Here is a 21543-nt window from a genome sequence, read left to right on the forward strand (position 1 = left end):
AAGCGCTGCTGATCTCGGTCCAGCGCATCGCCAGCAGCGGGAGCGGGGCGGCGCAGCGCCTTCATGGCTTCGTACAGCAGCTGCGTGGCCGAGTTCTTCCGGCCATCGTGGTACAGGTATTGCTCAATGCGCCGGGCCACATCTGCCGGACTGCCGTATGCCTTCTCCCCCTCAGTCGCTACCGTGGAGGCGGGGGAACAATCAGGGCACGGCTCGGCTTCGTATCCGGAATGTTGGGTCAAGCCGCCGACCATTCCGTGGCCACCGCAGGTCGCGCAGGGATCGGTGGGCATGGGCTGCCAAAGTGTAGGGGCTTCGCTGCCTTCAAGGCGGCATGCGTGCGGCCACTGCGTGAACCAGTCCTGCGTGAACAGATCAGCTTCATCCATTTCGTCCAGCTCCTTCTGCGTCAAGGGGAACGCGCTCGGCGACGTGTAGCTGGCGATAAACTGACCGCAATCTCTGCGCCAAGCCAGGATCTCGGTCCCATCCTTCGGCGCGCTGGCGATGTCCAGCCAATCTTTGTTCGTGTTCATGCTCTCAGGCTCCGGGGAAGAAGAATTCGATTGCGCGGCGGCAGATGTAGAAGATGGCGGCAGTGGCTAACAGAAGACCAATACAGAAACCCGGAAGACCCAAGGCCATCACCAAATCAACTACCGGGTCATCGTCGGGCGTGGGAGCGTCTTTGGATTCCATTTGGATCTCCGGGCAATAGAAGGGCAGCCCCGGCCAGACGGCGGGGTAAGGTGGGGCTGCGGGGGAGGGGCTTAGAGGTAGTGCGCTTTGCGACCGAACATCGGGCCAAATGGGATGTCGTCGTCCATGTCGGCCAAGCTACCGCCTGAGCTCTGAGGCCGGCCGGCTCCGCTCTGCTCGGCATATTTGTTGCGCTGGCTTGCCGGGCGCTGTGTTGGGGCGCGCTGAGGCTGGCGTTCAGGCGGCGCGCTGTCGCCCTCGTCTCGACCGCCAAGCATCTGCATCTGGTCGGCAATGACTTCGGTGCTGTAGCGGTCAGCGCCGGTGTCCTTGTCCTGCCACTTGCGCGTCTTAAGGCGGCCTTCCAGATAGACGGAGCGACCTTTCTTCAGGTACTCGCCGGCGATCTCGGCCAGGCGCCCGTAGATGACAACCCGGTGCCATTCGGTCTCTTCGCGCTTTTCGCCGCTGGCCTTGTCCTTCCAACTGGACGTCGTGGCGACCGACATATTGCAGATGGCCCCGCCGTCGGGGCTGTAGCGGACCTCCGGGTCACGCCCGAGATTGCCCACCAGGATGACTTTGTTGACGCTGGCCATTACGCGGCTTCCTTCTTCAGTAGGGTTTCGTACTTCGTGACCATGCGTTCAAACTCCATCAGGTCGGCTTCAAGTTCTTCGATGGCGTTGTCGTCGCGCTCGATGCGACGGATGGTCAAGTGCCGGCCGATCGGCTCCAGGTCAGGCGCCCACAGCACCAGGTCAACCCACTTGCGGCCCAGGAGCCACATGGCGCCGTTGCACTGGTCGATGTAGTCGCTGATGTCCCCATCCACTACGGCGTTGAACAGGGTCGCGGACGAAACCATCGTTTTGATTTCGATAAGACCGTCGGCGTCGACCATGCCGTCCACGCTTACGCCGAACAGGTTGTCTTCGGTGGTAATGAACCCGGCCTCTTCAACAAACAGCTTGGTCCGGGCTTCGTAGGCGGCGCGGGCGTAGGGCTCCTGCTCGGTGCCGGTACGCATCGCCGCCGTGGCGAACTTGTCTGCTGCGGAGCCGCCCAGGCGTTCCCGGGCTACGTCCATCGCATAGTCCATGCACTTCTTGGAAGGCGCCCCGCTTTTCAGTTTGTCGCGGCAATCCTTGAAGCGGCTGCCGGTGATGACGCCGCGGCGAGCCTCCAGCCATTCCGGGGAACCCTGAGGGGCAGTGTGGGTGATCAGGTTCATCAGGCGTCTCCTTGCTTGAGCATGGCGCGCTTGTCCGCATAAGCCTTCTTGAAGGCCGCGAAGGCAGCGAGATTGTTGGTCTTCTGGATGGCTTCGCAGCCGTCTTCCCAGGTCTTCACGGCCTGTTCCAGCGTTTCGGCCTGTGCGATCTTGCTGATCCAGGAATCGCGCAATTCCTCATCGCGTGCAGCATTGCCGTCAGTGTCATCGTCTTGCTCAGACAGACCCGTGATGGCCTTCAGCGTGTAGCGCTCCAGGTAGGTCTTGGTGCTTGCGCGCGCCTGGATCGCGTTCTTGGCGCCGCCTGCATCCGGGGGGCCGCCCATGGATACGCTTTCCTCGTGGCCACCGACGTGACGCAAGTAGCACGTCACTTCCATCCAGTCCTTCTCGTCGCGGGTCAGCTTCCAAGAGGACGAAAGGCCGTGCTTGGACAGTGCCGGCGTGACCGCATTTACCACGTCGTGAAGCTCGGCGTAGGACTTGCCCTTGAGGGGGCCGTCCTTCACGTCCTTGCCCTTGATGATCTTGACCGCCTCAGCCTTGAAGGCGGCAAAAGCGGTGTCATAGGCCTTCTTGGCCTCGCCCTTTTGCCAGCGGTCTTGCAGATCCATCATCTTTTCGATCTGGTCCAACTGCGCGCCTTGGTTCAGCGCTGCCAGCATCATGCCCATAGGCGAGTTGGCTGCGGGGCCACTGCCAGACATTGCCACTTCCCGGGCCGGGGCTTCGATAACGTCGTTCATGGCGTCCTCAGTATGAAATCTTGATTGCGGGGATTTCCCCCTTTGCGATCAGAGTGACGGCCAACTTGGCGCACTCTTCGGGCAGCCCGCCGGCTACGAAAGCCGCCAGCGCGGCGCGGTTGACCTTCCCCTTGTGGGCCTTGTCGCGTTCACGGCGGGCAGCTTCAGCTTCCTCTGCCGCCTTGGCGTCGGCCTGGCGCTTGATCTCGGCTTGGCGCGCTGCCTCGGCGGCTTGCTTCTCGCGCTCCATGGCAGCAATGCGCTCTTGCTCTGCACGCTGTTCGGCGGCGATCTTGTCCGCCTTGGCCTGTGCCGCGGCTTTCTCTGCCTGCTCGGCTTGCAGCTTCAGTTCAAGTTCGCGGCGATCGGCTGCGGCCTTGGCTTCCTGCTCACGCCGGATCACGGCTTCGCGTTCGGCTTGGGCGCGGGCGTCGGCTTCACGCTGGGCTTGCTCGGCGGCTTCGCGGGCAATGCGCTCTTCGCGCTCCTTCTGCTCGCGCTCGGCTTCAGCTGCTCGGAAGCGCGCCAGTTCTGCTTGCTCTGCTTCGTGCTTTTCGCGCGCCGTCAGAGCTGCTTGAAGCGATTCCAGGGCATCTGCCTTTGCTCGAAGCGCTTCAGGCTCAAATTCTTCCCACGGATCGCCGATCTTGACTGCTTGAACCTCGGCGATCGTTGCCTTCAATTCGCCGCTATCCAGGTCTCGGTTCTCTTCGGCTCGCAGTCGGAACCACTCAACGCCTGCCTTGTGCTTGGCAATTCTTGCGTCCTCTGCTTGCTCCCAATCCGTCAACGGCCGGCGCACGTCGTCAGCCAAGGCGTCCAGCGCGTCACGCATGCGCTTGCGCTCGGCGTCGATGCGCTTGGGCACGTCCTTCAGGTCATCCACCAGCTGTTTTCCCATGCCGTCCAGGGCAGTTTTGACCTTGCGGACCTTGAAGGCCAAGCTGGCGATAGCCTCGCGGCCCTTCTTGGTCTTGAGGTCAGGCACATGCCCAGTCACCTCGGCGCGGATCTTCTCCAGCCAAGGCTCCAGGCCGCTGGGCTTGCAGTACACCGCCAGCGCGGACTCCTTCGGCGGCAATTCGGCGATTTCGGTTGCTTCGGTCATGTCAGTCCTTGGATGCGTATGCCGTCGGTCGGCCGTCGTCTTTAGCGGTGAGGGTGGATTGGGCTTGCTCGTCGCGCTGCTGGCGGTCGCCGAGGGCCACGACGATGCCGCCGATGAAGACGACGGCGCAGGCAGCACCGACCCAGTCGTGACGGTCGAGTCGCAGCAGGGCGCGCAGGAGGCGGCGGATCATTACCAGTTCCCTCCAGCAGTGGCCGCTTCGCCAAAGCAGCACGGGCCGCACAGGGCAACGGGATGCACGGTAGGAACCTGCTCACAGTTCTGGCACGGGGTTTCCCAATCCTTGTCGCCGTTCTTCAGCTTCGCGCCACTGGCCGCTGCCGAGCGCTTGGCCAGCTGGGCGCGTACCTCAATATGGATCTGGTCCATCGATCCGACTTCATGCAGGCGCGCCAAGCGTCGGGCTTCGACCGATTCGGGCAGGAAGTCAGCGCTAGTGCCTTGCTGCTTGCCGACGCGGATGCCGCCGCCGACGATTTCGGCCAGATAGTGGCCGTCATGGAACAGGGCCAGGATGTTGCTGTTCGGGGCGCTCATTTGTCTCTCCAGCAGCGCGCCATCAAGGCGTCGCCGATCAGGGCAATTGCGTAAAGGGCGGCGCACAGGCCGGCGAGATAGGCCATGTCAGCCGTCCAATTCGATCTGCACCGCATCCAGGATCTTTCGCTGGAGCCGCGCTATCTGAGAATCGCCACTGCGCATCACTGCGCGCAGCATGTGTTCGGCGTCGTACACGTCTAGGTCGCGGAACAGGTCCGACTCCATCAGCCGTGCTGCCCACCAGTGGGCCGTATGCCCGTCAGAGTCCCAGGTCTGGGTTGACTGCATGACGACGCCAACTTCCTGCGGCGACGCCGTGAGTACTTCGAGGTGTTCATCACCGTGGAAAGTGTCCATGGCGGTCTCCGTGTTAGGTGCAGTCCTCCGGCCATCCAGTCACGGCGCATCACCGCTCACGCTCCCGGGCCCGGGATTGCTGTAGGCGACTTGCTTGAACTGGTGGGGGAGGGCTGCGTAAGCTTTGAATGACTTCCACCAGACGGCACTACGCCCCGGATAAAGCACCGGTTTGTCGTACCCGTTTTCGCGTGTTGAGAATTGACGTTGTGCAGCGTGGCTAAGGCGCTGCCGCAGTACCGTCTGGGGGAAGTCCTGGCCTTTAACGTCGCCAGGGCGGACGCACTGCTATCTAAGGTTTTGTGCGGCCTGCCAGCCGCTATCTATAGTTGGTTAGGTCGGCACTAACCCCATTCCGTTTTCCACGGCCTCGGCCGTGCAGCGCGGGGTCTGTCAGCGATCACGGGTGGCAGCCCGTGGATAGGCCGGGTGTGGCGCGTGTGCAATTCCACGCCCAGCCAGAAAAGAATCAAGAGCATTGCCTGTTGCTCCGTAGTTGATAGCGCCGCGTTTCGTGCGGCTTACGGCTGCTATGCAGCACCAGGGGGAGAAACAGGGGCTACTCGGCTTGGCGGCCAACTACCGCGCCAATAGCCATCGCTTCAAACTTGCTGGCTTGATCTGTGGCCACTTCGCCGAAGAACTTGTCTCGTTTGTCGTGGCCCGAGTCGCTGTCTTTGAAGGTCATGCCAACGCGTACCGTGACGCCTTCAACAGAAGTGACTGCGATGACTTGCGGCTCTCCGTCTTCGCTGCTGTCGGTGTAGTACAGCACCTGGCGCCCGGAGTCCGTGCGGACAATCTTGGCGAAATCGTCTTCGTGGGTTTGATGGACAGTGAGTCCCATCTTTTCTCCTTTTCTATCGGACTGCTCCCCGGGGTGAGGAGGGATGGTTATTCGTCGAAGTCTTCACCACCCGGCATAGCCAACTGCGCGCCTCGACCCACCATGTCTTCGCAAATCCAGTTCCAGACTTCCCGCTTGGTCATCAGGCGGAAGCCCTCCGGCATGCTGTCCCGTTCCAGGGCAGCAACGGCATCGCGGACGTCCTGCTTTGTTATCTCCTTGCCCGGTTTGAAGCTGACGGTCGCAGTACCTTGCTGGTTAGCCCCATCAGTGATGTAGACAAGCACATCGATGCTTGCCGGGTAGTGGATCGGGAAATCCATCTCTTCTCCTTTGCCCTCGGGCTTATCAACGGGATGGGGGGTTAGTCGGCGCTAGGCAATAGGTCGCGGATTCGCGTGTTGCCGTCGCCGCCATACGGGATGCAATCCTTGTCCCAGCCGGGCGGCAGCTTGTCGGTCAGCTTGATCTCGCCGACAACATAAATCTGCACGTCTTTGCGGGAATCTGATGCCGCTTCCTTCCAGTCTTCTCGGGCCACGTTCCAGGCCTCGTCCTCGTTGTCAGCCTCTACAACCATGTCCAAGTCAAGCAACGCGTTCACTCGATACAGCGGCATCTCGTTCTCCTTGTTAATCGGTATGAATCCTGAAAGAAGCGGGCCGGACACCACCCCGGCATGACACTGTCTGACGTGCCTCGCAAATAGACGCGCACGAGCCTGGTAGCGCGCTATTCCTCTCTTCCCCGTGGAGTCGAACCACGGCGTATTTCCAGCTTTTGCGTGTCTGTGTTGTCCTTTCGGAGTTCCCACGCCGCCGCTTCTTTCAGGACTCATGTGTCTGCGTCCTGTCACGGCGCAGGCGTTAGGCTTCAGCTTCGACAGCCTCCAGAGATCGGACGCGGAATCCTTCGATTGCCTCCAGAACCTCTTCTCTCGAAGATCCGGGCGGGACAATCAATTCCGCCGTCTCTCCCATAGTTCGTCCGTCAAATCTGGTAAGCCGCCAAGGGTTGCGGCGGGCGTCGATCACGACCAGCATTGGCCCTTCGTTCATGTCAGGCTGCCTTTAAATGAGAGGTGAACATGCCGGCGCCATGGTTCTTGCCGCCGCATTTGCACTCGCAGGTGCCGTTGTGCTTGCCATTCAGGCATTTGGCGTTGCACTCGTGGCGAGACGGCTGGGCCTTGTATTCGATCTTGCGGGTGATAGGCAGAACGGCACCGCCCAGGTTGCCGCCGACGTGGCCGATCAGCATCTGGTAGCCGTCGTACCGAATCCCGCGCACGCCGGGCCAGCGCGCGGCGAACTCGGCGTTGTTCATTCCGTGAGGCGCGACCAAGGCTTCGGGCTCGCCAGTTACGTCGCTGAAGTACTTGATGTTGGCCATTGCCATCTCCTTGTTCATTCGTAAGCCCGCTCTAGGAACGGGCTGGCGGATGAATTCCGGAGCAGTGCGCTACCTGGCTGTTCCCGCTAATGCGGCTCCAGGTAGGGCGCTGCCCGACACGCCGATTGCGCGACTCCCTGTCTATGCAGGCTCGCAACGGTCATGGGTCCCGGACTGCTCCCGGTGGTCTTCCTCCGAATACCCGCGTTCGGCTGATTGCACGCGCTGGCCAACTTCTCGCCAGACACCAGGTCGCGGCGGACTGCGTCTATCTCTCCCGATAGCTCACCGCCGGAGTGCTGGTTTTCGGTTCTTTTCGTCCAGGGCATCCACGGAATTCCCACGGCGCCGCGCTTCTCAGCGCAGGCGGGACGGTCTTGGTCGGGTTGTTAAAGAGCGGGCCTCGGCGTGATTGGTGAGGCGTTGAACAGATAGTAGCGAACGCTACGCTTTTGTTCAATAGCAAATGCTACGCTTTTTTGTAACAGTGAGGCGCGATACCATCCCGCATGGCTTCGTCACTAAGGGGCAGACAATGAGATGGCTTTTGTTAGAGGGGGCATTAGCAGCCGTACTGCTAGCCGTCGTTGGTACGAGTGCCGCCTCCGCCGCGGAATTCACTAGAGAAGTGCGCGAGTTGAGTCAGAAGTACATGCGGGCGAGTGGCCAATGCAGTCTTCATGCAGCGCCGAGCCCAATCGGAAGTCGGGCATGCTCAGCCGCGCCCGTTTATGCGAAGGCTCTGGGCGAAAAGGGTTGGGATGTCCAGAAGGCGAGAGAGACACTCGCCGGCGAGTGCCGCCAGCGAGCCTCAGCAAATCAGCTAGCTGCGATATATCGAGACACCGGGCGCACGCCGGCAGATGCGTTTGCTCTCATTCGTCAGGAAAAGTGGATCAAGGCATCGGACGCTTATCTGAAGCAGACGGTGAACGTCGTCTACTTTGAGAGGGACTTAGCCGGGATGTCTCCAATGCAGATACTTAAGGGAGTGCAGGACGCTTGCCTGTATGGGCCAGATCCGGACTGGAAGCCACTGCAGTAGGCAATAAAAAAGCCACCCGGAGGTGGCTGGATGACATGCTAGGCTGTCGATTCAGAGTGCTCAAAATCAATTGGTCTTTGTCCAAAGCCAAACTGAGCAGCCAGGCGGCGACGCATCGACAAGCATTCTGGCTTAACGTTCTTGCCCTCTGCGGCATCCTGCTCATCTTGGCACAGTTGCCCCAGTCCGCGCAGGGCCGGGGGCTCATCTTTAGCTATCAAATGAAATTGTGCTACTTGCTCCGCCTGTTCCAGCGAACCAGACTGGATTCTCGCCAGTAGATCAATGAACCGTTGAGCCAGCGCCGAGTGTTTACTTGCCATACCGGAAAAATCCAGTACTAGCGAAATGATAGTGAATGAAACGCTTATCACCCCTACAACAGCAGCGAACAAGACCGAAATTTTAGAAGCACCGAATGATGCGATTGCAAGTACCGAAATCCCCTTGCCAAGGCTATCCATAATTCGGAAAAAATGCTCTCTCTTTCGGTGATACCGAATGCTCACCTGTGTCTTGTATTCAGGGGTGATTGCGCTCATTTCCCATTCCCGTTGCCCCCGTTGCTGCCGCCTCCACTACGCCGCGGTTGCACCATTTCAATGTTAGGGGGATTGCTGTCATTGGCTATGCTGCGGCCATGGTCGCGGTTAGGGGTGGGCCTGTCGCGATGGTTTTCGTTGCTCCAGCTTTCGTTCGACTCTTCGCCTTTACCGGGGCGATAGTCATTGTTTTTCGTAGCCATTATTGCTTCTCCTGTGAAAAAAGGCTATGCGCCGTTTTCGGCGCTTGTTGTTGTAGACGCTGCCGTTCACGGCAGTCTTAAGATCTCACCCACTGCCCCGCCTCATCATCCCGCAGTCTGGCGCCAGTCCAAACGACTTGGCCCAGCACCCGCACCGGGTGGCCATTCTCAAGCGGGATGTCTGGGTAGGACGCGTTCAAAGACCGTGCCACCCATCGCTGAGTGAGGTTGTCTCGCGCCACAGTCTTGACGATCATCTTGCCGTCATAGTTGATGGCGTACACGCCGCCGGCGGCAAGGTCGCGGATGGTCAGGCTCTCATTAGGCACGAGCAGCAGGGCGGCGCCATCTCTGATGAGCGGCTCCATGCTGTCGCCTTTTGCATACACAACGACTGCTTTCCCTTGATCAGCGCCGACCGACCGCAGGAAGGACCTACGGAATTGAATGACGTCGGTTTGATCCTCCGCGTGATTCTCGATGCCGTCACCGGCAGCCAGGCGGACATCTGCCAGTTCAGGTACTGGCTCGAAGCTGTCGTTGGCAGCGGCGCGCGCACCCGTGGTCACGTTGGCAGAGACCAGAATCTTGCCGGAGCCCGCTGCTGGATGGTCGAGCACCTCCCGCATCGGGAATGCGTCATCAGCCGCGTGAGTATCCACCACTGAGCCACGGGTCGAACTGGTGGCCTTTTGCGCAGTTGTCGCCGCTACCTTAATCCCGATCTTCAGCTGCGCTATTGCCAGTGCCAGCGCTCCTTGCAGCGCGTTCAGCTGGGCTGGGGGCAGGGCGCGCACCTCTTGCTCTGGGATTTCAGGAAAGGGCCAGGGCGCAGGTGAGGGCGGGTTTGATGTTTCTGTGGCGCCGTCGGCGTCAAACCACCCCTTCATGCCGGGCATCGTCTCAATGGCCCAGATGGTTTTCTCAGTTACGGGCCGAATGCCAGAAATCATCTGGCGAACAAATGCACCGTCCTTGTAGCCAAGCCGGCGTCCAAAGTCGGTTTTGTTCCCTTGCGATACGTGGTCCACGGCAGCCGCTAGGCGCGCAATCCGGAACTCGTTTAGTTCAACCTCATTCATGCGCGGAAAAGTAGCATGTGCTACGGGTGCATTTGCTACTTGCGAAACGTAGCAAACGCTACTAGTATGTGCGAATGGACCTGAACTCATACCTGTCTTCCCCTGGCGCCCTGACTGTGGCGCAACTCCGTGCGCGCATGGTCGAGCTTGGCTACGACGTCAAGAACGACGCGCAAATACGGCAGTGGCGCACTCGGTACAAGGATCGGCTCCCGTCTCCCGAAAACTGTGTTGGCTTGGAACTGGCCACAGAGGGCGTTATCCGCCGGCAAGACCAACGGCCGGATGACTTCTCGCGCATCTGGCCTGAGCTCGCTGGTGAAGAGGCGAGGGCGGCATGACATCAATGCACCGTCGCCGATTCGCGGCCGTCGGTCGCCCACGCCATGCGGTCACGCTCGGCGCACAGCTCCTTAAAGATTTCCAGCACCGCCGTTTCGGTGGGGTCGATGAACGTCCGCTTGGCCACTGCGGCCGCGTTCTTCAAAAGCTGCTCGGTCTCGGTCATTTCTTTTCGGCGTCTTCGGCGGGAATTTCTACGTCCTGCGGCTTCGCGGTTTCGCTTTCGGCCGTTTGCTCGGACGGCTGAGAGAGAAGGGTGGCATCGATGCGCGCGAAGAGGTGCGCTCGGGTCACAGGTTTGGATTCGTTGTTGTTTTCCATGTGCCGAACTTTATAGGCGGCGCAGAAATACCGAAACGTTGAAATTTTGAAGGAATCAGCCCTATGACCGCTCACTACACAAATACCCAGTGGCGCGACACGCTCTACAACACAGTGCGCAAGGCTGATGGCGGCGTTTCAGCGGCTGCGACTTTCCTCACCGAGCGACGTGACACGTCCATTCATCCTGAGTCCCTGCGCCGCAAGCTGAAAGGCGACGAGCAACTGGACATTGACGTTGCGGTCCTGCTGACCGAGTGGCTGGAAAGAGACATCACCACGTCCGACAAGTCCCGCGATTGGTTGCTGTCGCTTTGCGCGCAGGAAGGGCTGTTCGTGGATTTCGTTCCGCCGCCGCCGGCCAGCGGTCATCCGGACGAACTGGCGGCTCTCCAAGAAAAGCTGATGGAAGTCATGGCGAAGGTGGGCAAGATCGCCGCCGAGCTCCGTGATGCGATCGCTGATGGTGTGTTGTGCCAGAACGACGCCGACATGCTCGTACCGCTGTTCCGTGCAGGCCGCGTGATCTTGCATCGGATGGAGCGCAATGTACTGCGCGCGGTGTCGAAGGGACGGGCGCAATGATGGACAAACAAGTGTTCGTCCTGTCGCACCCGTTGGCACGGCGCAACGCTGCCTACGCTTGCTCCAACGCGCCGGAAGGCTACCGAGTGGAGATCAAGCCTCGTACTCGCACGCTGGCGCAGAACGACATGATGTGGTCGATCCTGACCGACATCAGCCGCCAAGTTGAATTCATCGTCAATGGCGCGCTCGTTAAGGTGGCGCCGGAAGAGGTCAAGGACATCCTGACGGCCGGCCTGCGCCGTGAAACACGGATGGCGATGGGCATTGACGGCGGCATGGTCCTGCTGGGCCAACGCACCAGCAAGATGACCGTGAATCAGATGACGGAACTCATCGAACTCGCCTACGCATTCGGCAACGGCAAGGGCGTTGAGTGGTCGCGCACCAGCCTTGGGAGAGACGCGTGATTCGCAACTCGACCCTCCAGCGCAAGACGCCGATGAAGCGCTCCAAAGCGGAGCGCGGCGAAGGCTTGGGCCGAAAGGTCGAGATTGTCATGGGCTTCTACCGCCCGCCTGGCCACAAGTTGCCGACGTTGCTCCGCAGTGAGCAGCACCGCCGCAACGTGGCCGCGCTCGGCTGCCTGGTGACGGGGAAGCCCGCCCAGGCTTGCCATGTGAACTTGGGGAAGGGCGGCGCACTGAAGGCGTGCGACAGCCTTTGCTTCCCGCTGAACCCTGAACTTCACCGCCAGCATGACCAGGGCGGCATTCCGCGCGCAGAGCGCTGGAAGCGCGAATGGGAATACGTGGACGCAACCCGTGCCGCGTTGATGCAGTTGGGCAAGTGGCCGGCAGAAGTCGAAATGCATTACCAGCGCGCTGTGGAGCCGCTGCGCCGCTTGGTGAAAGGGGACGAGTGATGGCTGGAGACTGGATCAAGATGCGCGGCAACCTGTGGGATGACCCTCGCGTCGCCCGCTTGGTTGACCTAACGGACACCAGCGAGGCAGCCGTCATTGGCGGTCTTTACTGGCTCTGGTCTACCGCTGACCAGCATACGGCTGATGGATTCATGCCGGGCCTCTCGTGCCGTCAGATTGATAGGAAGACCGGCGTTCCTGGCTTTGGTCAGGCGCTCGTCGATATCGGTTGGATTGAAGATCATTCAAATGGGATTTCGATCTTGAACTTTGAGGACCACAACGGAGCTTCCGCAAAGAAACGCGCCCAGACTGCAAAAAGGGTGGCGAACCATCGTACCGGTAACGCCCATGAAACTAACCATGATGATTCGAGTAACGCTACTAGCGTTACGGGTGCGTTAGCTAGAGAAAGAGAAGAGAAAGAAGAAGAACTACCCCCCAACCCCCCTTGCCAGGGGGGTGAAGAGTCTGACGAGCCTTCGGCCGACAAACCCAAGCGGGAACGCAAAGAGCGCTGTTCGCTGAAAACCTTTCTTGACCGTTGCCGACAGGCCGGCGAGACGGCGATCAGCGGGTACGAGCCTCTGCGCAAGTACGTGGACGGTGTCGAGCTGCCGATGGAATTTGTCCAACTTGCATGGGACGTCTTCAAGGGCGAGCACTCGCCTGGTGGCACCAACGAGCGCCGCTTGCAGGCTGACTGGCGCAAGCACTTCCTGAACTACGTGACCAAGGGCTACTACCGGCTTTGGTATGCCGATGCAGCCAACGGCACGTACTCGCTGACGACCCAAGGCATCCAGGCCCAGCGGCTTCATGCCCACAAGGAGGCAGCATGAGCGCCGAAGCCTTGCGTGTGCCGCCGCATTCGGTGGACGCCGAACAGTCGATCCTTGGCGGTCTGCTTCTGGATAACGGCGCTTGGGAACGTCTGGATGGACGCGTGTCGGTGGAGGACTTCTACCGCCATGACCACCGACTGATCTTCGGCGCCGCGGCGATGTTGCTTGACCGCGGCATGCCGGCTGACGTGCTGACCGTGCATGACGCTTTGCAGGCAGCCGGCGACTCCGACCAAACGGGCGGCATTGCGTATCTGAACGCGATGGCGCAGAACACGCCCAGCAGCGCCAACATCCGGCGTTATGCCGAAATCGTTCGATCGCACCGCATCCGCCGTGACTTGCAGGTTCTGGGGCAGCAGATCGCGGCGCTGGCTGACGAGGCGGGGGAGGCTTCTGCACTGATCGAGCGCGCGACCAGCATGACCATGGCGCTGGCAGACACACGCGAAGCCGGGGAAGACCCGAAGCCGATCGGCGAACTGCTGCCTGGCGTTCTGGAGGCGCTTGAAGCGAGGATGGAACACGGCGGCGAGGTCTCCGGACTATCGACCGGCTTTGAAGACCTGGACCGCCAGACGTGCGGCTTGCAGATTGGGGACTTGATCATTGTTGCTGGCCGGCCGTCGATGGGTAAGACGACCTTGGCCGTGAACATTGCGGAGAACGTGGCTGTTGACGGGAAGGTGGCTTTCGTCATCAGCCTGGAAATGGCTTCTCGCCAACTGGCTGAGCGCAGCGTGTCTCGATTCGGAGAAATTGACAGCCAACGGATGCGTACGGGGCGCTTGAGCCAGGGCGACTTCACAAGATTGACGTCGGCCTTGGGGCGCCTGGAAAACCAGAAACTGGTCATTGCTGATGATCCGCGTCTGGCGAATGCATCCCGCATCCGCATAGCGGCACGGAAGGTGCGCCAGCGGCATAAACGCTTGGACCTGATCGTCATCGACTACCTGCAACTGATGCAGGGAGAGGGTGGCAACCGGAACGAAGAGCTGGGCGGCATCACCCGGGCGCTGAAGCTGCTGGCCCGTGAACTGGGCTGCCCAATCATCTTGCTTTCCCAGCTTTCGCGCGAGGTTGAAAAACGCGTCGACAAGCGCCCGCTGATGAGTGACCTACGCGAGTCCGGCGCCATCGAACAGGACGCCGACGTCATCTTGATGGCGTACCGCGACGACTACTACACGCCAGATAGCCAGCTCAAGGGCTTGGCCGAAGTCCTGATTCGCAAGCAGCGCATGGGCCCTCTGGGTGAAGTCTTCCTGACGTTCCAGGGCCAGCACTCGCGATTCCTGGACGCCGATATTCAAGCCGTGACCGAAGCACGCAACGCCGTGCAGTTCAAACCGAAGCAGAAATACAGCCAGTTGAGGGATTGAGATGATCACTGTTGAACTTCCCTGGCCGCCCAAGGAGCTTAGCCCGAACCACCGGGGGCATTGGGCGCCCGTTTCTCAAGCGAAGAAGCGATATAGAACCGCTGCGCGGTTGCTGGCTCGCTCAGCGCTTTCCAAAGCAGACGGATTCAGTCAATTCCTGGCGGTCCGTCTTGCGTACGAGTTCTTTCCGCCAGATGCGCGCGCCTATGACCGCGACAACTTGGCAGCGCGGATGAAAGCCGCGACCGACGGTATCGCGGACGCTATCGGCGTGAATGACCGAGGATTCCATTTCGCGCCGGCCGAGATTCGGGAAAAGGCCAAGGGCGGATTGGTCCGCGTAACTATCGAACAGGTGACGATATGACGATCATCGAGAAGCCCCGCGCCCGGCGGGAGGGAGGTATGTGGCTGGTGTGGTGCGCGGCGGTTGGGCCCAGCCCGCGCGCGACATTCGAGTCCGCGTACTTGGCATGGGCCCGGCGTCGGGGGTGGCTGGTATGACGGTCGATCTCCAACGGTGGGAGTTGCGCGATCCGATGCTGGTCGTGATGAGCCGCCAACAGGCCGCGATTAATCGGTCGTGCGCTGGTTGCGCTCACGCCAAGCCCGTTGAGACCCCGTTCGGCGACACGATCACGCGCTGTTTGAAGGGAAGGCCCTACGGGAAGAAGTGCAGCCGGTACGAGGTGGCCAATGGATAACAGTCTGCCACGGTGGGTAGAGGACGAGATCCACAACTGGGCGAGGGCTCAGTGGGAAGGAGAGTGGCCGGGGCCGGGGCGACCGATCCATGACGAGCCGGCCGTATGCGCCTTCCCCGCGGAGCCAGGCCACGAGGATGACGACGAACTCCCGCGCATCCCTGTGAACCACGACCGCGCGCGCAAGGTGAACCGGCTCTATGAGGCGTTGCCTCTGGCGGAACAGCGGGTGATCCAGGCGGAGTACACGCGCCGCAATGAGTATGGCGATCTGCCGGCGCACCTTCGCCAGGACAAGGCGTGCCGGGTGATTGGGATCGCGCTGCCGTACTACAAGGTGGCGCTGGGCAGTTTTAAGCAGCAGGTATGGAGGATGTTCGAATGAAGTATGCGCACGAAGTGATTGACCTGCTGGCAGCGTTCCCGGGGCGCCGGTTCAAGATGCGTCAAATCATCAATCACGTGGCACCTAGAGCCGATCAGCGCCAGCGCGCCGTGGTGCGTACTGGCGTGTGGCGCGTTCTTGTAGCGCTGGAAGAGTCTGGGCAGATAGCCACCACCCGCGACGAGGCAGAAAGCCGCGTCCATGTTGAATACTGGTGGGAAACCATAACATCGGCTTCTGGAAAAGCATTTCAGAAACCATCACAATACGTGCGGGATCTTGCGCCCTAAATCAGCCTGTATCAGCCAGGGGCGTGACACTTTCGTGTGAGATGTTGCAATTTCGGGTGAACGGTGGCATTAAGAGATCTTTCAATTCGAAGGTTCAAAAATGTCTCGCCACCAACGCTCCATTGTCTTCCATGCGGACAGTCACCCAATCATAAAAGATCAGCTTGCAAGAGTTCCGGGGTTTGACGTGCACCCCGCTCCAAAGGAATTCGGGGCGATCGATGCGCTGATACTGCGGGAAGCCGCAACGGGGCAACAGATCACGGTTGTTTTTCCGGAAACCGCGCAAATGGAAGCATGGTCGGTCAGCGCGTTGCCGCAGGATGTCGACCAAGTTGGGCCCCTGAGCTACGAAGACGATGCGGTAGTCAGACTGGCGCGCGCAGCAAAGGGCGCAGGAATGGACGTTGATGTGACGGCGGCCGCCAGTGATTGGAGCTAAGGGCGACGCTTCGTCGCTCGGTTTACGGATAGATGCAGCCGTTCTTGCTGGATCGGCCGTTTAGCCGGTCGGGCGCCATTAGTGTTGCATTAGGGACAACCGCCTCCGGGCGGTTTTTTTATGCGCAGGATGGGGCGAATCGGCCGTTCCGACCGCCAGGTCACAGGCCAAGCCGCGCACCGCAGCCCGGAAAAGCTGGATAGTGTCTTGATAGTTGCCACCAGATTGCCCGGTCTGTGCCAAAGACCGTCAGGATCGCTTGTGTCGGTCGCGCGCAAGATCGGACTAAAGATCTTTTGCCTCCACAATGCCCAATTCCAGTTTAGCTATCGGGGAACTGAAGGTCTTGGCGTTGTACCGCCACGAGTTGGCGGAGATCCAATGAAACGTCGGCGGCTTCTTCAAGAATGCTTCCCGCATGACAAGAACAAGTCCATCCGTATATCCCTCTAAGTTGTCGAGGATTGCATACTTGTTCATCAATGGTACGAAGTTGCTGCCGCGGGGGGTGAGCCCGTTGAAAGCTAGGAAAAACATTTCTCCCCACGATAGTTGGGATCTCGCGATTGCGATGTAGTGCCACTTCTCTTGATTGGAGAGCGGTGATCTATCTACCCAATCTAGAAGCCTGTATAGAGTGCGAAACAAGGGCCCCAAGGTCGAGTGATTGTTGCGGTACACCAGATCAAACTCCATCACAGCTCGCTCAACTCTGCGCACCACGATGCCGTCGCCCGCCTGAAGATAGTCAAATACTCCGTCGACATAGCTGATAACAGGGTTCGAGTCTGGGAGTGGTATTCCCTGTTCACGAGTTTTGTCAGCTTGGTTCTCTCGAAACGGTTGGCAGAGAGCAACAAGATGTTGAGCACCATTGAGCTGGTGTGAATTTCCAACCAGGTTGCCCACCATAGACCTGTAGCTTGCCAGCCATGCGAAGAAGGTCTGTTCAAAGCTCTGCAAAACGATTGCCTTGTGCTGCGCATCCAGAGCTGCTGTCGACTTCGCCGCTTCCGCGCGTTGCAATTGAAGTTCGTGGCGTTGCAGTTCGAGTTCTTCGCCCTGTACTTCGATCGCTCGTTGCTGGGACAGAAGGGTTCTAACTAGGAGAGTGACGGTCACAACTCCTACCACTGGATTGAGGAGGCCGCCTAGGAAGTCACCAAACTGGCCCCAGCTTTCTGGCTGTCCCATCGGCGCAGACTTATAAACCCCAAAATAGGCTACATAGGCGCCTACCAACAGGAGAGCGGCTACGACCGGAACCCAAACCAGCCTGGAAGGCTTTTGGTGCAGAGCGGTTTTTTTTTGTGTATCGGTCATGGCAGGTTAGCTACTTATATGCGCAGAAAGCTTTTGTAACCGGAATATAGAGAAAATGGCGCTGACAGACAAACAGCGCCGCTTCGTGGATGAGTACCTCGTTGACCTCAACGCCACGCAAGCGGCGATAAGGGCGGGGTATAGCCAGAAGACTGCTGGCCAGATCGGCGAGCAGAACTTGAAGAAACTTGAAATCGCCGCGGCGATTCAGAAAGCTCAGGCAGCGCGTGCCAAGCGCACAGAGGTAACTCAAGACGAGGTCATCAAGGACCTGCGCGAGCTTCGTGACATCTGCATGGGCCGCAAGCCGATCCGGATCACCGAGGTCATCAAGAACGCTCAGGCAGGAACGGCCGAGTCGGTAGAGGTCGACGTAAACGCGTTCGAGCCGACCGCCGCGAACAAAGCCCTGGAGCTGCTGGGTAAGCACATCGGCATGTTCAAGGAAAAGCTTGAACACTCAGGCCCAGATGGCGGCCCCATACCCACGATGCCTACGACGATCGAGCTGGTAGCGCCCAATGTCCGACAGAGCGAGGATTGAGCTACCACCAAAGCTGATCCCAGTATTCAGTGGTCAGGCCCGGTACAGGGGCGCGCATGGTGGGCGGGGATCGGGGAAGACCCGCTCGTTCGCCTTGATGACCGCCGTTCGCGCGTACATGTTCGCGGAGGCCGGCGCGTCTGGCGTGATCCTGTGCGGCCGGGAGTTCATGAATAGCCTGGAAGATTCCTCTATGGAGGAGGTTAAACAGGCAATTCGCTCGGTGCCGTGGCTTGATGGCTACTTTGAAATTGGTGAGAAGTACGTCCGGACGAAGAACCGCCGCGTCTCATACGTCTTTGCAGGCCTTCGTCACAACGTAGACAGCATTAAATCCAAGGCACGCATCCTCATAGCTTGGGTTGATGAGGCCGAAAGCGTCAGTAAGATCGCCTGGCAGAAGCTGGCCCCCACCGTCCGCGAATCGGGCTCCGAAATCTGGATCACCTGGAACCCGGAGAAGGACGGCAGCCCAACGGATGAGCGGTTCCGCAAGAGCCCGCCGACCGGCGCCAAGATTGTCGAGCTCAACTACACCGACAATCCATGGTTCCCTGCCGAGCTTGAGCAGGAACGGCTTGACGACCGAGATCGGTTGGATGATCAGACGTATGCGTGGATTTGGGACGGCGCGTATCGCGAGAACAGCGAGGCGCAGATCCTGGCCGGCAAGTATCGAGTAGCAGAATTCGAGTTTGACCAGTTCGATGGGCCGTATTTCGGCGTTGATTGGGGGTTCTCTCAAGACCCGACAGCCGGCGTGCGGTGCGGCATTCATGACCAAAGGCTTTATATCGAGTACGAGGCCGGCAAGGTTGGCCTGGAAAACGACGACATTGCCAAGTTCATGATCGACCGTCTGCCGGGTGTCGAGCGCCACACAGTGCGCGCAGACTCTGCCCGGCCGGAGACGATCAGCCACGTAAAGAGCAACGGTAACGGCACGCGCCTGGCGCTGCCTAGGATCGTTGGCGTTGAGAAGTGGAAGGGCAGCGTTGAGGACGGCATCAGCCACCTGCGCAGCTACAAGGAAATCATCATCCATCCTCGCTGCGTCAAGACACTACACGAGGCCAGGACCTATAGCTACAAGGTGGACCGCCTGACTGGCGATGTTCTCACCGAGATCGTAGACAAAAACAATCACTACATCGACGCGACACGTTATGCGCTGGGGCCGCTTATCAAGCGCCGCGGCTCCGTCGGCATGCTTCTCCCAGGACGGTAAATGGCAATTTTTAAGGTCACGCAGCGCGCGAATGGCAAGTCCATGGTCGTGCGGGCGAAGTGCGTCTCGTGCGCGCGCACCGTGGCTGTCGAGAATGCCGGTGCCGAGGGTACAGCCGTCTGGCGCGATCCGGATCAATCGAGTGTTGAGCTAGTGCGCCACGACGACAGGCCCGGCCTGATTCTCAAATCGGAATGAGCATGTCAGACACGAACAAAGATGCACAGCTCCAGTTGGCGGTGAACGCCGCACTGAGCCAGGCGCAGATCGCCCGCGCTCGCACGGGGTTGCTCGGCGGCATGGGCATCGACAACAAGCGCCCGCAGGCCTGGTGTGAGTACGGCTTCCCCGAAGAAATCGGGTTTTCCGACTTCTACGCGCTGTATCGCCGGGGCGGTATCGCGCACGGCGCCATCGGAAAGATTACGTCCGCATGCTGGAAGACGAATCCTTGGGTAATCGAGGGCGATGACCAGGACAATGCGACGGATGAGACCGCTTGGGAACGCGGCAACAAGCAGGTCTTCAACCCGAAGTTCTGGCGCGCGGTGGCCGAGGCGGACAAGCGCCGTCTGGTAGGTCGATATTCGGGCCTGCTGCTTCAAGTGCGCGACAGCGGCCGCTGGGATGAGCCCATCAAGCGCAAAGGCTCGCAACTGGTCAAGATGATCCCGACCTGGGCGGGTAGCCTCAAGCCGACAGGATTCAACACCAACGCCCAGGACGAGGGATACGGCACTGTCACGAAGTGGCAGTACACCGAGTACGGAATGGAAGGGAATGCCGGGCGCAAGGTGGACATCCACCCCGACCGCGTTTTCATCCTGGGCGATGCCTCATGTGATGCCATCGGCTTCCTGGAGCCGGCCTACAACGCCTTCGTCAGCCTGGAAAAGGTTGAAGGCGGATCGGGCGAATCCTTCCTGAAGAACGCTTCCCGGCAACTGTCGGTTAGCTACGACAAGGAAGTGGATTTGGGCAGCATTGCCCAGGCCTATGGTGTCTCGCTGGACCAGTTGCAGGCCCGCTTCAATGAGGCGGCCCGTGAGGTCAATCGAGGCAACGACGCTCTACTGGTCACGCAGGGCGCCACGGTCAACCCACTGGTTACCGCCGTTGCCGACCCTGGCCCGACGTACAACGTGAACCTGCAAACGGCCGGCGCCGCGCTGGATATCCCCAGCAAGATCCTGGTTGGTATGCAGACCGGCGAGCGCGCCAGTTCGGAAGACCAGAAATACTTCAACGCCCGGTGCCAATCGCGGCGCGCCGACCTGGGTATGGAGATCCACGATTTGGTGGAGCATCTGACGCGCATCGGCGTGGTCAAACCCATATCCGAATACACGGTGATGTGGGACGACCTGACCGAAGCAACCCAGGCTGACAAGCTGGGCAACGCCAAGGTGATGAGCGAGATCAACCAGACCGCCCAGAGCTCAGGCGCCGAGGTGTTCACCACGGACGAGATTCGCGAGGCGGCAGGATACGACCCCAGCGACGACACCGAGCCATTGCCCGACGAAGACGAGGACGACGATGGCCCGATCACCGATCCTGCCGAGTAATCAGGCAGACCCGACAGGGGTTGATCGGCTGGAGCGGGGCGCCATGAAGGACTTTGACCGGCGCATGCGGCGGATTCGGAATGGATACGTTGAGGCGCTGGCCCGCATTCCGGCCGAGCCGGTCGTGAACAAGCGCTATACGTTCAGGCTGGATCAGGCGCTGTTGTCGTCGATCTTCGCTGACACAGACCGCCTCGTTGACCAGATCCTGCTTGAAGGCGGGGCACGCAATCTATGGCTGTTTGAGTCGTATGTGGGGGTGGCTTACCAGCGCGGCACAGCGCAGGAGTTCGCCAACCTTGGCCAGCAGTCGCCGGCCTACAAGGCGGGGCGTGACTCTCTGCAAGCGTTGCTCAGATCCGAGCCATATCAGGCGCGTCTGTCTCTAGTGCGAGCGCGCCAGTTTGAAGAAATGAAAGGCCTGTCCGGTCAGGTCAAGGCGGATATGTCACGCATCCTGTCCGACGGTATCGGCCGGGGCTTGAACCCGCGCGACATCGCCAGGAATTTGACGGAGCAGACGGGCATAGAAGCCCGCCGGGGCCACCGCATTGCACGTACTGAAGTGCCCATGGCCCTACGCCGTGCGCGCTGGGACGAGCAAGACCAGGCCCAGGAAGACTACGGCACCCAGGCGAAGCTGATGCACATGTCCGCGCTTAGCCCGACCACGCGCCTGACGCATGCCCGCCGGCACGCGAAGCTGTTCACCAGCGAAGAAACCCGCGAGTGGTACGCACGCGATGCGAACGCCATCAACTGCAATTGCAGCCAAGTATCAGTCCTGGTGGACGAGAAGGGCGAGCCTCTTGTGCCTGCGATTGTCGATCGGGCGCGCAAGAACTACCAGGTGATGAAAGACAAAGGCAACGGCCCCTGGGCCGATGACAAGGAATAGCC

The 21543-nt window shown here is 60.1% G+C and carries 31 protein-coding genes and 1 pseudogene; 14 read left to right on the top strand and 18 right to left on the bottom strand.

The window, feature by feature from the left end:
- The 17 genes and pseudogenes from CEY09_RS30070 to CEY09_RS32215 all read right to left on the bottom strand — a co-directional run.
- Window positions 1-536 (bottom strand): annotated as a pseudogene (locus tag CEY09_RS30070) (hypothetical protein); the annotation flags it as partial.
- A gap of 4 nt (window positions 537-540) precedes the next feature.
- Window positions 541-699, bottom strand: coding sequence for a hypothetical protein (locus CEY09_RS32210; RefSeq protein ID WP_158218691.1), 159 nt, complete (start codon window positions 697-699; stop codon window positions 541-543).
- Between the two features lie 71 nt (window positions 700-770).
- Window positions 771-1298, bottom strand: coding sequence for a single-stranded DNA-binding protein (gene ssb, locus CEY09_RS30075; protein WP_088591413.1), 528 nt, complete (start codon window positions 1296-1298; stop codon window positions 771-773).
- On the bottom strand, window positions 1298-1933 hold the full coding sequence (locus tag CEY09_RS30080; protein WP_088591414.1) for a lambda exonuclease family protein: 636 nt from the start codon (window positions 1931-1933) through the stop codon (window positions 1298-1300). The genes ssb and CEY09_RS30080 overlap by 1 nt, the downstream gene beginning before the upstream one ends.
- Window positions 1933-2679, bottom strand: coding sequence for an ERF family protein (locus CEY09_RS30085; RefSeq protein WP_088591415.1), 747 nt, complete (start codon window positions 2677-2679; stop codon window positions 1933-1935). Before CEY09_RS30085 ends, CEY09_RS30080 begins: the two co-directional genes overlap by 1 nt.
- A gap of 7 nt (window positions 2680-2686) precedes the next feature.
- Window positions 2687-3787: a hypothetical protein gene (locus CEY09_RS30090; protein ID WP_088591416.1), complete on the bottom strand. Its 1101-nt coding sequence runs from the start codon at window positions 3785-3787 to the stop codon at window positions 2687-2689.
- A gap of 1 nt (window position 3788) precedes the next feature.
- Complete coding sequence (locus tag CEY09_RS30095; protein ID WP_088591417.1) at window positions 3789-3980, bottom strand: hypothetical protein; 192 nt, start codon at window positions 3978-3980, stop codon at window positions 3789-3791.
- Window positions 3980-4345 carry a hypothetical protein gene (locus tag CEY09_RS30100; protein WP_088591418.1) on the bottom strand — a complete coding sequence of 122 codons (366 nt, stop codon included), beginning with the start codon at window positions 4343-4345 and terminating at the stop codon, window positions 3980-3982. The genes CEY09_RS30095 and CEY09_RS30100 overlap by 1 nt, the downstream gene beginning before the upstream one ends.
- An 87-nt stretch (window positions 4346-4432) precedes the next feature.
- Window positions 4433-4705 carry a hypothetical protein gene (locus CEY09_RS30105; RefSeq protein WP_088591419.1) on the bottom strand — a complete coding sequence of 91 codons (273 nt, stop codon included), beginning with the start codon at window positions 4703-4705 and terminating at the stop codon, window positions 4433-4435.
- A gap of 559 nt (window positions 4706-5264) precedes the next feature.
- Window positions 5265-5552, bottom strand: a complete 288-nt coding sequence (locus CEY09_RS30110) for a hypothetical protein (RefSeq protein ID WP_088591420.1) — start codon at window positions 5550-5552, stop codon at window positions 5265-5267.
- Between the two features lie 47 nt (window positions 5553-5599).
- A complete protein-coding gene (locus CEY09_RS30115) occupies window positions 5600-5875 on the bottom strand; it encodes a hypothetical protein (protein WP_088591421.1) in 276 nt (91 codons plus the stop codon).
- Window positions 5876-5916: 41 nt separating this feature from the next.
- Window positions 5917-6171 carry a hypothetical protein gene (locus CEY09_RS30120; protein ID WP_088591422.1) on the bottom strand — a complete coding sequence of 85 codons (255 nt, stop codon included), beginning with the start codon at window positions 6169-6171 and terminating at the stop codon, window positions 5917-5919.
- Between the two features lie 440 nt (window positions 6172-6611).
- Complete coding sequence (locus CEY09_RS30130; protein ID WP_088591424.1) at window positions 6612-6944, bottom strand: hypothetical protein; 333 nt, start codon at window positions 6942-6944, stop codon at window positions 6612-6614.
- Between the two features lie 1083 nt (window positions 6945-8027).
- Window positions 8028-8531, bottom strand: a complete 504-nt coding sequence (locus tag CEY09_RS32085) for a hypothetical protein (RefSeq protein WP_143219589.1) — start codon at window positions 8529-8531, stop codon at window positions 8028-8030.
- Window positions 8532-8811: 280 nt separating this feature from the next.
- Entirely contained in the window at window positions 8812-9816 is a 1005-nt protein-coding gene (locus CEY09_RS30145; RefSeq protein ID WP_088591427.1) for a S24 family peptidase, read from the bottom strand.
- 343 nt (window positions 9817-10159) lie between these two features.
- Window positions 10160-10324 carry a hypothetical protein gene (locus tag CEY09_RS32345; protein WP_088591428.1) on the bottom strand — a complete coding sequence of 55 codons (165 nt, stop codon included), beginning with the start codon at window positions 10322-10324 and terminating at the stop codon, window positions 10160-10162.
- Window positions 10321-10479, bottom strand: coding sequence for a hypothetical protein (locus CEY09_RS32215; protein ID WP_158218692.1), 159 nt, complete (start codon window positions 10477-10479; stop codon window positions 10321-10323). Before CEY09_RS32215 ends, CEY09_RS32345 begins: the two co-directional genes overlap by 4 nt.
- Window positions 10480-10542: 63 nt before the next feature.
- Between CEY09_RS32215 and CEY09_RS30160 the strand changes: the two genes are divergently transcribed.
- The 9 genes from CEY09_RS30160 (at window position 10543) to CEY09_RS30205 (ending at window position 15980) form a co-directional block, all read left to right on the top strand.
- Window positions 10543-11064 carry a phage regulatory CII family protein gene (locus tag CEY09_RS30160; protein ID WP_088591429.1) on the top strand — a complete coding sequence of 174 codons (522 nt, stop codon included), beginning with the start codon at window positions 10543-10545 and terminating at the stop codon, window positions 11062-11064.
- Entirely contained in the window at window positions 11061-11474 is a 414-nt protein-coding gene (locus tag CEY09_RS30165) for a recombination protein NinB (RefSeq protein ID WP_234818433.1), read from the top strand. Before CEY09_RS30160 ends, CEY09_RS30165 begins: the two co-directional genes overlap by 4 nt.
- The gene (locus tag CEY09_RS30170; protein WP_234818434.1) at window positions 11471-11929 is read left to right on the top strand and encodes a hypothetical protein; all 459 of its coding nucleotides are present in this window, start codon (window positions 11471-11473) and stop codon (window positions 11927-11929) included. Before CEY09_RS30165 ends, CEY09_RS30170 begins: the two co-directional genes overlap by 4 nt.
- On the top strand, window positions 11929-12771 hold the full coding sequence (locus CEY09_RS30175) for a hypothetical protein (protein ID WP_088591430.1): 843 nt from the start codon (window positions 11929-11931) through the stop codon (window positions 12769-12771). The genes CEY09_RS30170 and CEY09_RS30175 overlap by 1 nt, the downstream gene beginning before the upstream one ends.
- Window positions 12768-14159, top strand: coding sequence for a replicative DNA helicase (dnaB, locus tag CEY09_RS30180; RefSeq protein ID WP_088591431.1), 1392 nt, complete (start codon window positions 12768-12770; stop codon window positions 14157-14159). Before CEY09_RS30175 ends, dnaB begins: the two co-directional genes overlap by 4 nt.
- A gap of 1 nt (window position 14160) precedes the next feature.
- Entirely contained in the window at window positions 14161-14526 is a 366-nt protein-coding gene (locus CEY09_RS30185) for a RusA family crossover junction endodeoxyribonuclease (protein ID WP_088591432.1), read from the top strand.
- Window positions 14527-14855: 329 nt separating this feature from the next.
- Window positions 14856-15248, top strand: a complete 393-nt coding sequence (locus tag CEY09_RS30195) for a hypothetical protein (protein ID WP_088591434.1) — start codon at window positions 14856-14858, stop codon at window positions 15246-15248.
- Window positions 15245-15538 carry a hypothetical protein gene (locus CEY09_RS30200; RefSeq protein ID WP_088591435.1) on the top strand — a complete coding sequence of 98 codons (294 nt, stop codon included), beginning with the start codon at window positions 15245-15247 and terminating at the stop codon, window positions 15536-15538. The genes CEY09_RS30195 and CEY09_RS30200 overlap by 4 nt, the downstream gene beginning before the upstream one ends.
- A 100-nt stretch (window positions 15539-15638) precedes the next feature.
- Complete coding sequence (locus CEY09_RS30205; protein ID WP_088591436.1) at window positions 15639-15980, top strand: hypothetical protein; 342 nt, start codon at window positions 15639-15641, stop codon at window positions 15978-15980.
- Between the two features lie 285 nt (window positions 15981-16265).
- Here CEY09_RS30205 and CEY09_RS30210 read toward each other — a convergent pair whose 3' ends face one another.
- A complete protein-coding gene (locus CEY09_RS30210) occupies window positions 16266-17303 on the bottom strand; it encodes a putative phage abortive infection protein (RefSeq protein WP_088591437.1) in 1038 nt (345 codons plus the stop codon).
- 55 nt (window positions 17304-17358) lie between these two features.
- On the opposite strand from CEY09_RS30210, the gene CEY09_RS30215 reads away from it, so the two are divergent.
- The 5 genes from CEY09_RS30215 to CEY09_RS30235 are packed head-to-tail and all read left to right on the top strand — an operon-like array spanning window position 17359 to window position 21541.
- On the top strand, window positions 17359-17847 hold the full coding sequence (locus tag CEY09_RS30215; RefSeq protein WP_088591438.1) for a terminase small subunit: 489 nt from the start codon (window positions 17359-17361) through the stop codon (window positions 17845-17847).
- Window positions 17825-19075, top strand: a complete 1251-nt coding sequence (locus CEY09_RS30220) for a PBSX family phage terminase large subunit (RefSeq protein ID WP_088591439.1) — start codon at window positions 17825-17827, stop codon at window positions 19073-19075. Before CEY09_RS30215 ends, CEY09_RS30220 begins: the two co-directional genes overlap by 23 nt.
- On the top strand, window positions 19076-19273 hold the full coding sequence (locus tag CEY09_RS30225) for an aldehyde dehydrogenase (RefSeq protein ID WP_088591440.1): 198 nt from the start codon (window positions 19076-19078) through the stop codon (window positions 19271-19273).
- A 2-nt stretch (window positions 19274-19275) separates the two neighbouring features.
- Window positions 19276-20643 (top strand): anti-CBASS protein Acb1 family protein, encoded by a 1368-nt coding sequence (locus tag CEY09_RS30230; protein WP_088591441.1) that lies wholly within the window; start codon window positions 19276-19278, stop codon window positions 20641-20643.
- A 43-nt stretch (window positions 20644-20686) separates the two neighbouring features.
- Window positions 20687-21541 carry a phage minor head protein gene (locus CEY09_RS30235; RefSeq protein ID WP_088591442.1) on the top strand — a complete coding sequence of 285 codons (855 nt, stop codon included), beginning with the start codon at window positions 20687-20689 and terminating at the stop codon, window positions 21539-21541.
- The last annotated feature ends 2 nt before the right edge of the window (window positions 21542-21543 follow it).

This window comes from Achromobacter marplatensis, assembly GCF_002209535.1.
Lineage (GTDB): Bacteria > Pseudomonadota > Gammaproteobacteria > Burkholderiales > Burkholderiaceae_B > Achromobacter > Achromobacter marplatensis.

Excerpts from the sequence above, each read along its gene's own strand:
- CEY09_RS32210 (WP_158218691.1), bottom strand. The coding sequence starts at position 699 with ATGGAATCCAAAGACGCTCCCACGCCCGACGATGACCCGGTAGTTGAT.
- ssb (WP_088591413.1), bottom strand. The coding sequence starts at position 1,298 with ATGGCCAGCGTCAACAAAGTCATCCTGGTGGGCAATCTCGGGCGTGAC.
- CEY09_RS30080 (WP_088591414.1), bottom strand. The coding sequence starts at position 1,933 with ATGAACCTGATCACCCACACTGCCCCTCAGGGTTCCCCGGAATGGCTG.
- CEY09_RS30085 (WP_088591415.1), bottom strand. The coding sequence starts at position 2,679 with ATGAACGACGTTATCGAAGCCCCGGCCCGGGAAGTGGCAATGTCTGGC.
- CEY09_RS30090 (WP_088591416.1), bottom strand. The coding sequence starts at position 3,787 with ATGACCGAAGCAACCGAAATCGCCGAATTGCCGCCGAAGGAGTCCGCG.
- CEY09_RS30095 (WP_088591417.1), bottom strand. The coding sequence starts at position 3,980 with ATGATCCGCCGCCTCCTGCGCGCCCTGCTGCGACTCGACCGTCACGAC.
- CEY09_RS30100 (WP_088591418.1), bottom strand. The coding sequence starts at position 4,345 with ATGAGCGCCCCGAACAGCAACATCCTGGCCCTGTTCCATGACGGCCAC.
- CEY09_RS30105 (WP_088591419.1), bottom strand. The coding sequence starts at position 4,705 with ATGGACACTTTCCACGGTGATGAACACCTCGAAGTACTCACGGCGTCG.
- CEY09_RS30110 (WP_088591420.1), bottom strand. The coding sequence starts at position 5,552 with ATGGGACTCACTGTCCATCAAACCCACGAAGACGATTTCGCCAAGATT.
- CEY09_RS30115 (WP_088591421.1), bottom strand. The coding sequence starts at position 5,875 with ATGGATTTCCCGATCCACTACCCGGCAAGCATCGATGTGCTTGTCTAC.
- CEY09_RS30120 (WP_088591422.1), bottom strand. The coding sequence starts at position 6,171 with ATGCCGCTGTATCGAGTGAACGCGTTGCTTGACTTGGACATGGTTGTA.
- CEY09_RS30130 (WP_088591424.1), bottom strand. The coding sequence starts at position 6,944 with ATGGCCAACATCAAGTACTTCAGCGACGTAACTGGCGAGCCCGAAGCC.
- CEY09_RS32085 (WP_143219589.1), bottom strand. The coding sequence starts at position 8,531 with ATGAGCGCAATCACCCCTGAATACAAGACACAGGTGAGCATTCGGTAT.
- CEY09_RS30145 (WP_088591427.1), bottom strand. The coding sequence starts at position 9,816 with ATGAATGAGGTTGAACTAAACGAGTTCCGGATTGCGCGCCTAGCGGCT.
- CEY09_RS32345 (WP_088591428.1), bottom strand. The coding sequence starts at position 10,324 with ATGACCGAGACCGAGCAGCTTTTGAAGAACGCGGCCGCAGTGGCCAAG.
- CEY09_RS32215 (WP_158218692.1), bottom strand. The coding sequence starts at position 10,479 with ATGGAAAACAACAACGAATCCAAACCTGTGACCCGAGCGCACCTCTTC.
- CEY09_RS30160 (WP_088591429.1), top strand. The coding sequence starts at position 10,543 with ATGACCGCTCACTACACAAATACCCAGTGGCGCGACACGCTCTACAAC.
- CEY09_RS30165 (WP_234818433.1), top strand. The coding sequence starts at position 11,061 with ATGATGGACAAACAAGTGTTCGTCCTGTCGCACCCGTTGGCACGGCGC.
- CEY09_RS30175 (WP_088591430.1), top strand. The coding sequence starts at position 11,929 with ATGGCTGGAGACTGGATCAAGATGCGCGGCAACCTGTGGGATGACCCT.
- dnaB (WP_088591431.1), top strand. The coding sequence starts at position 12,768 with ATGAGCGCCGAAGCCTTGCGTGTGCCGCCGCATTCGGTGGACGCCGAA.
- CEY09_RS30185 (WP_088591432.1), top strand. The coding sequence starts at position 14,161 with ATGATCACTGTTGAACTTCCCTGGCCGCCCAAGGAGCTTAGCCCGAAC.
- CEY09_RS30195 (WP_088591434.1), top strand. The coding sequence starts at position 14,856 with ATGGATAACAGTCTGCCACGGTGGGTAGAGGACGAGATCCACAACTGG.
- CEY09_RS30200 (WP_088591435.1), top strand. The coding sequence starts at position 15,245 with ATGAAGTATGCGCACGAAGTGATTGACCTGCTGGCAGCGTTCCCGGGG.
- CEY09_RS30205 (WP_088591436.1), top strand. The coding sequence starts at position 15,639 with ATGTCTCGCCACCAACGCTCCATTGTCTTCCATGCGGACAGTCACCCA.
- CEY09_RS30210 (WP_088591437.1), bottom strand. The coding sequence starts at position 17,303 with ATGACCGATACACAAAAAAAAACCGCTCTGCACCAAAAGCCTTCCAGG.
- CEY09_RS30215 (WP_088591438.1), top strand. The coding sequence starts at position 17,359 with ATGGCGCTGACAGACAAACAGCGCCGCTTCGTGGATGAGTACCTCGTT.
- CEY09_RS30220 (WP_088591439.1), top strand. The coding sequence starts at position 17,825 with ATGTCCGACAGAGCGAGGATTGAGCTACCACCAAAGCTGATCCCAGTA.
- CEY09_RS30225 (WP_088591440.1), top strand. The coding sequence starts at position 19,076 with ATGGCAATTTTTAAGGTCACGCAGCGCGCGAATGGCAAGTCCATGGTC.
- CEY09_RS30230 (WP_088591441.1), top strand. The coding sequence starts at position 19,276 with ATGTCAGACACGAACAAAGATGCACAGCTCCAGTTGGCGGTGAACGCC.
- CEY09_RS30235 (WP_088591442.1), top strand. The coding sequence starts at position 20,687 with ATGAAGGACTTTGACCGGCGCATGCGGCGGATTCGGAATGGATACGTT.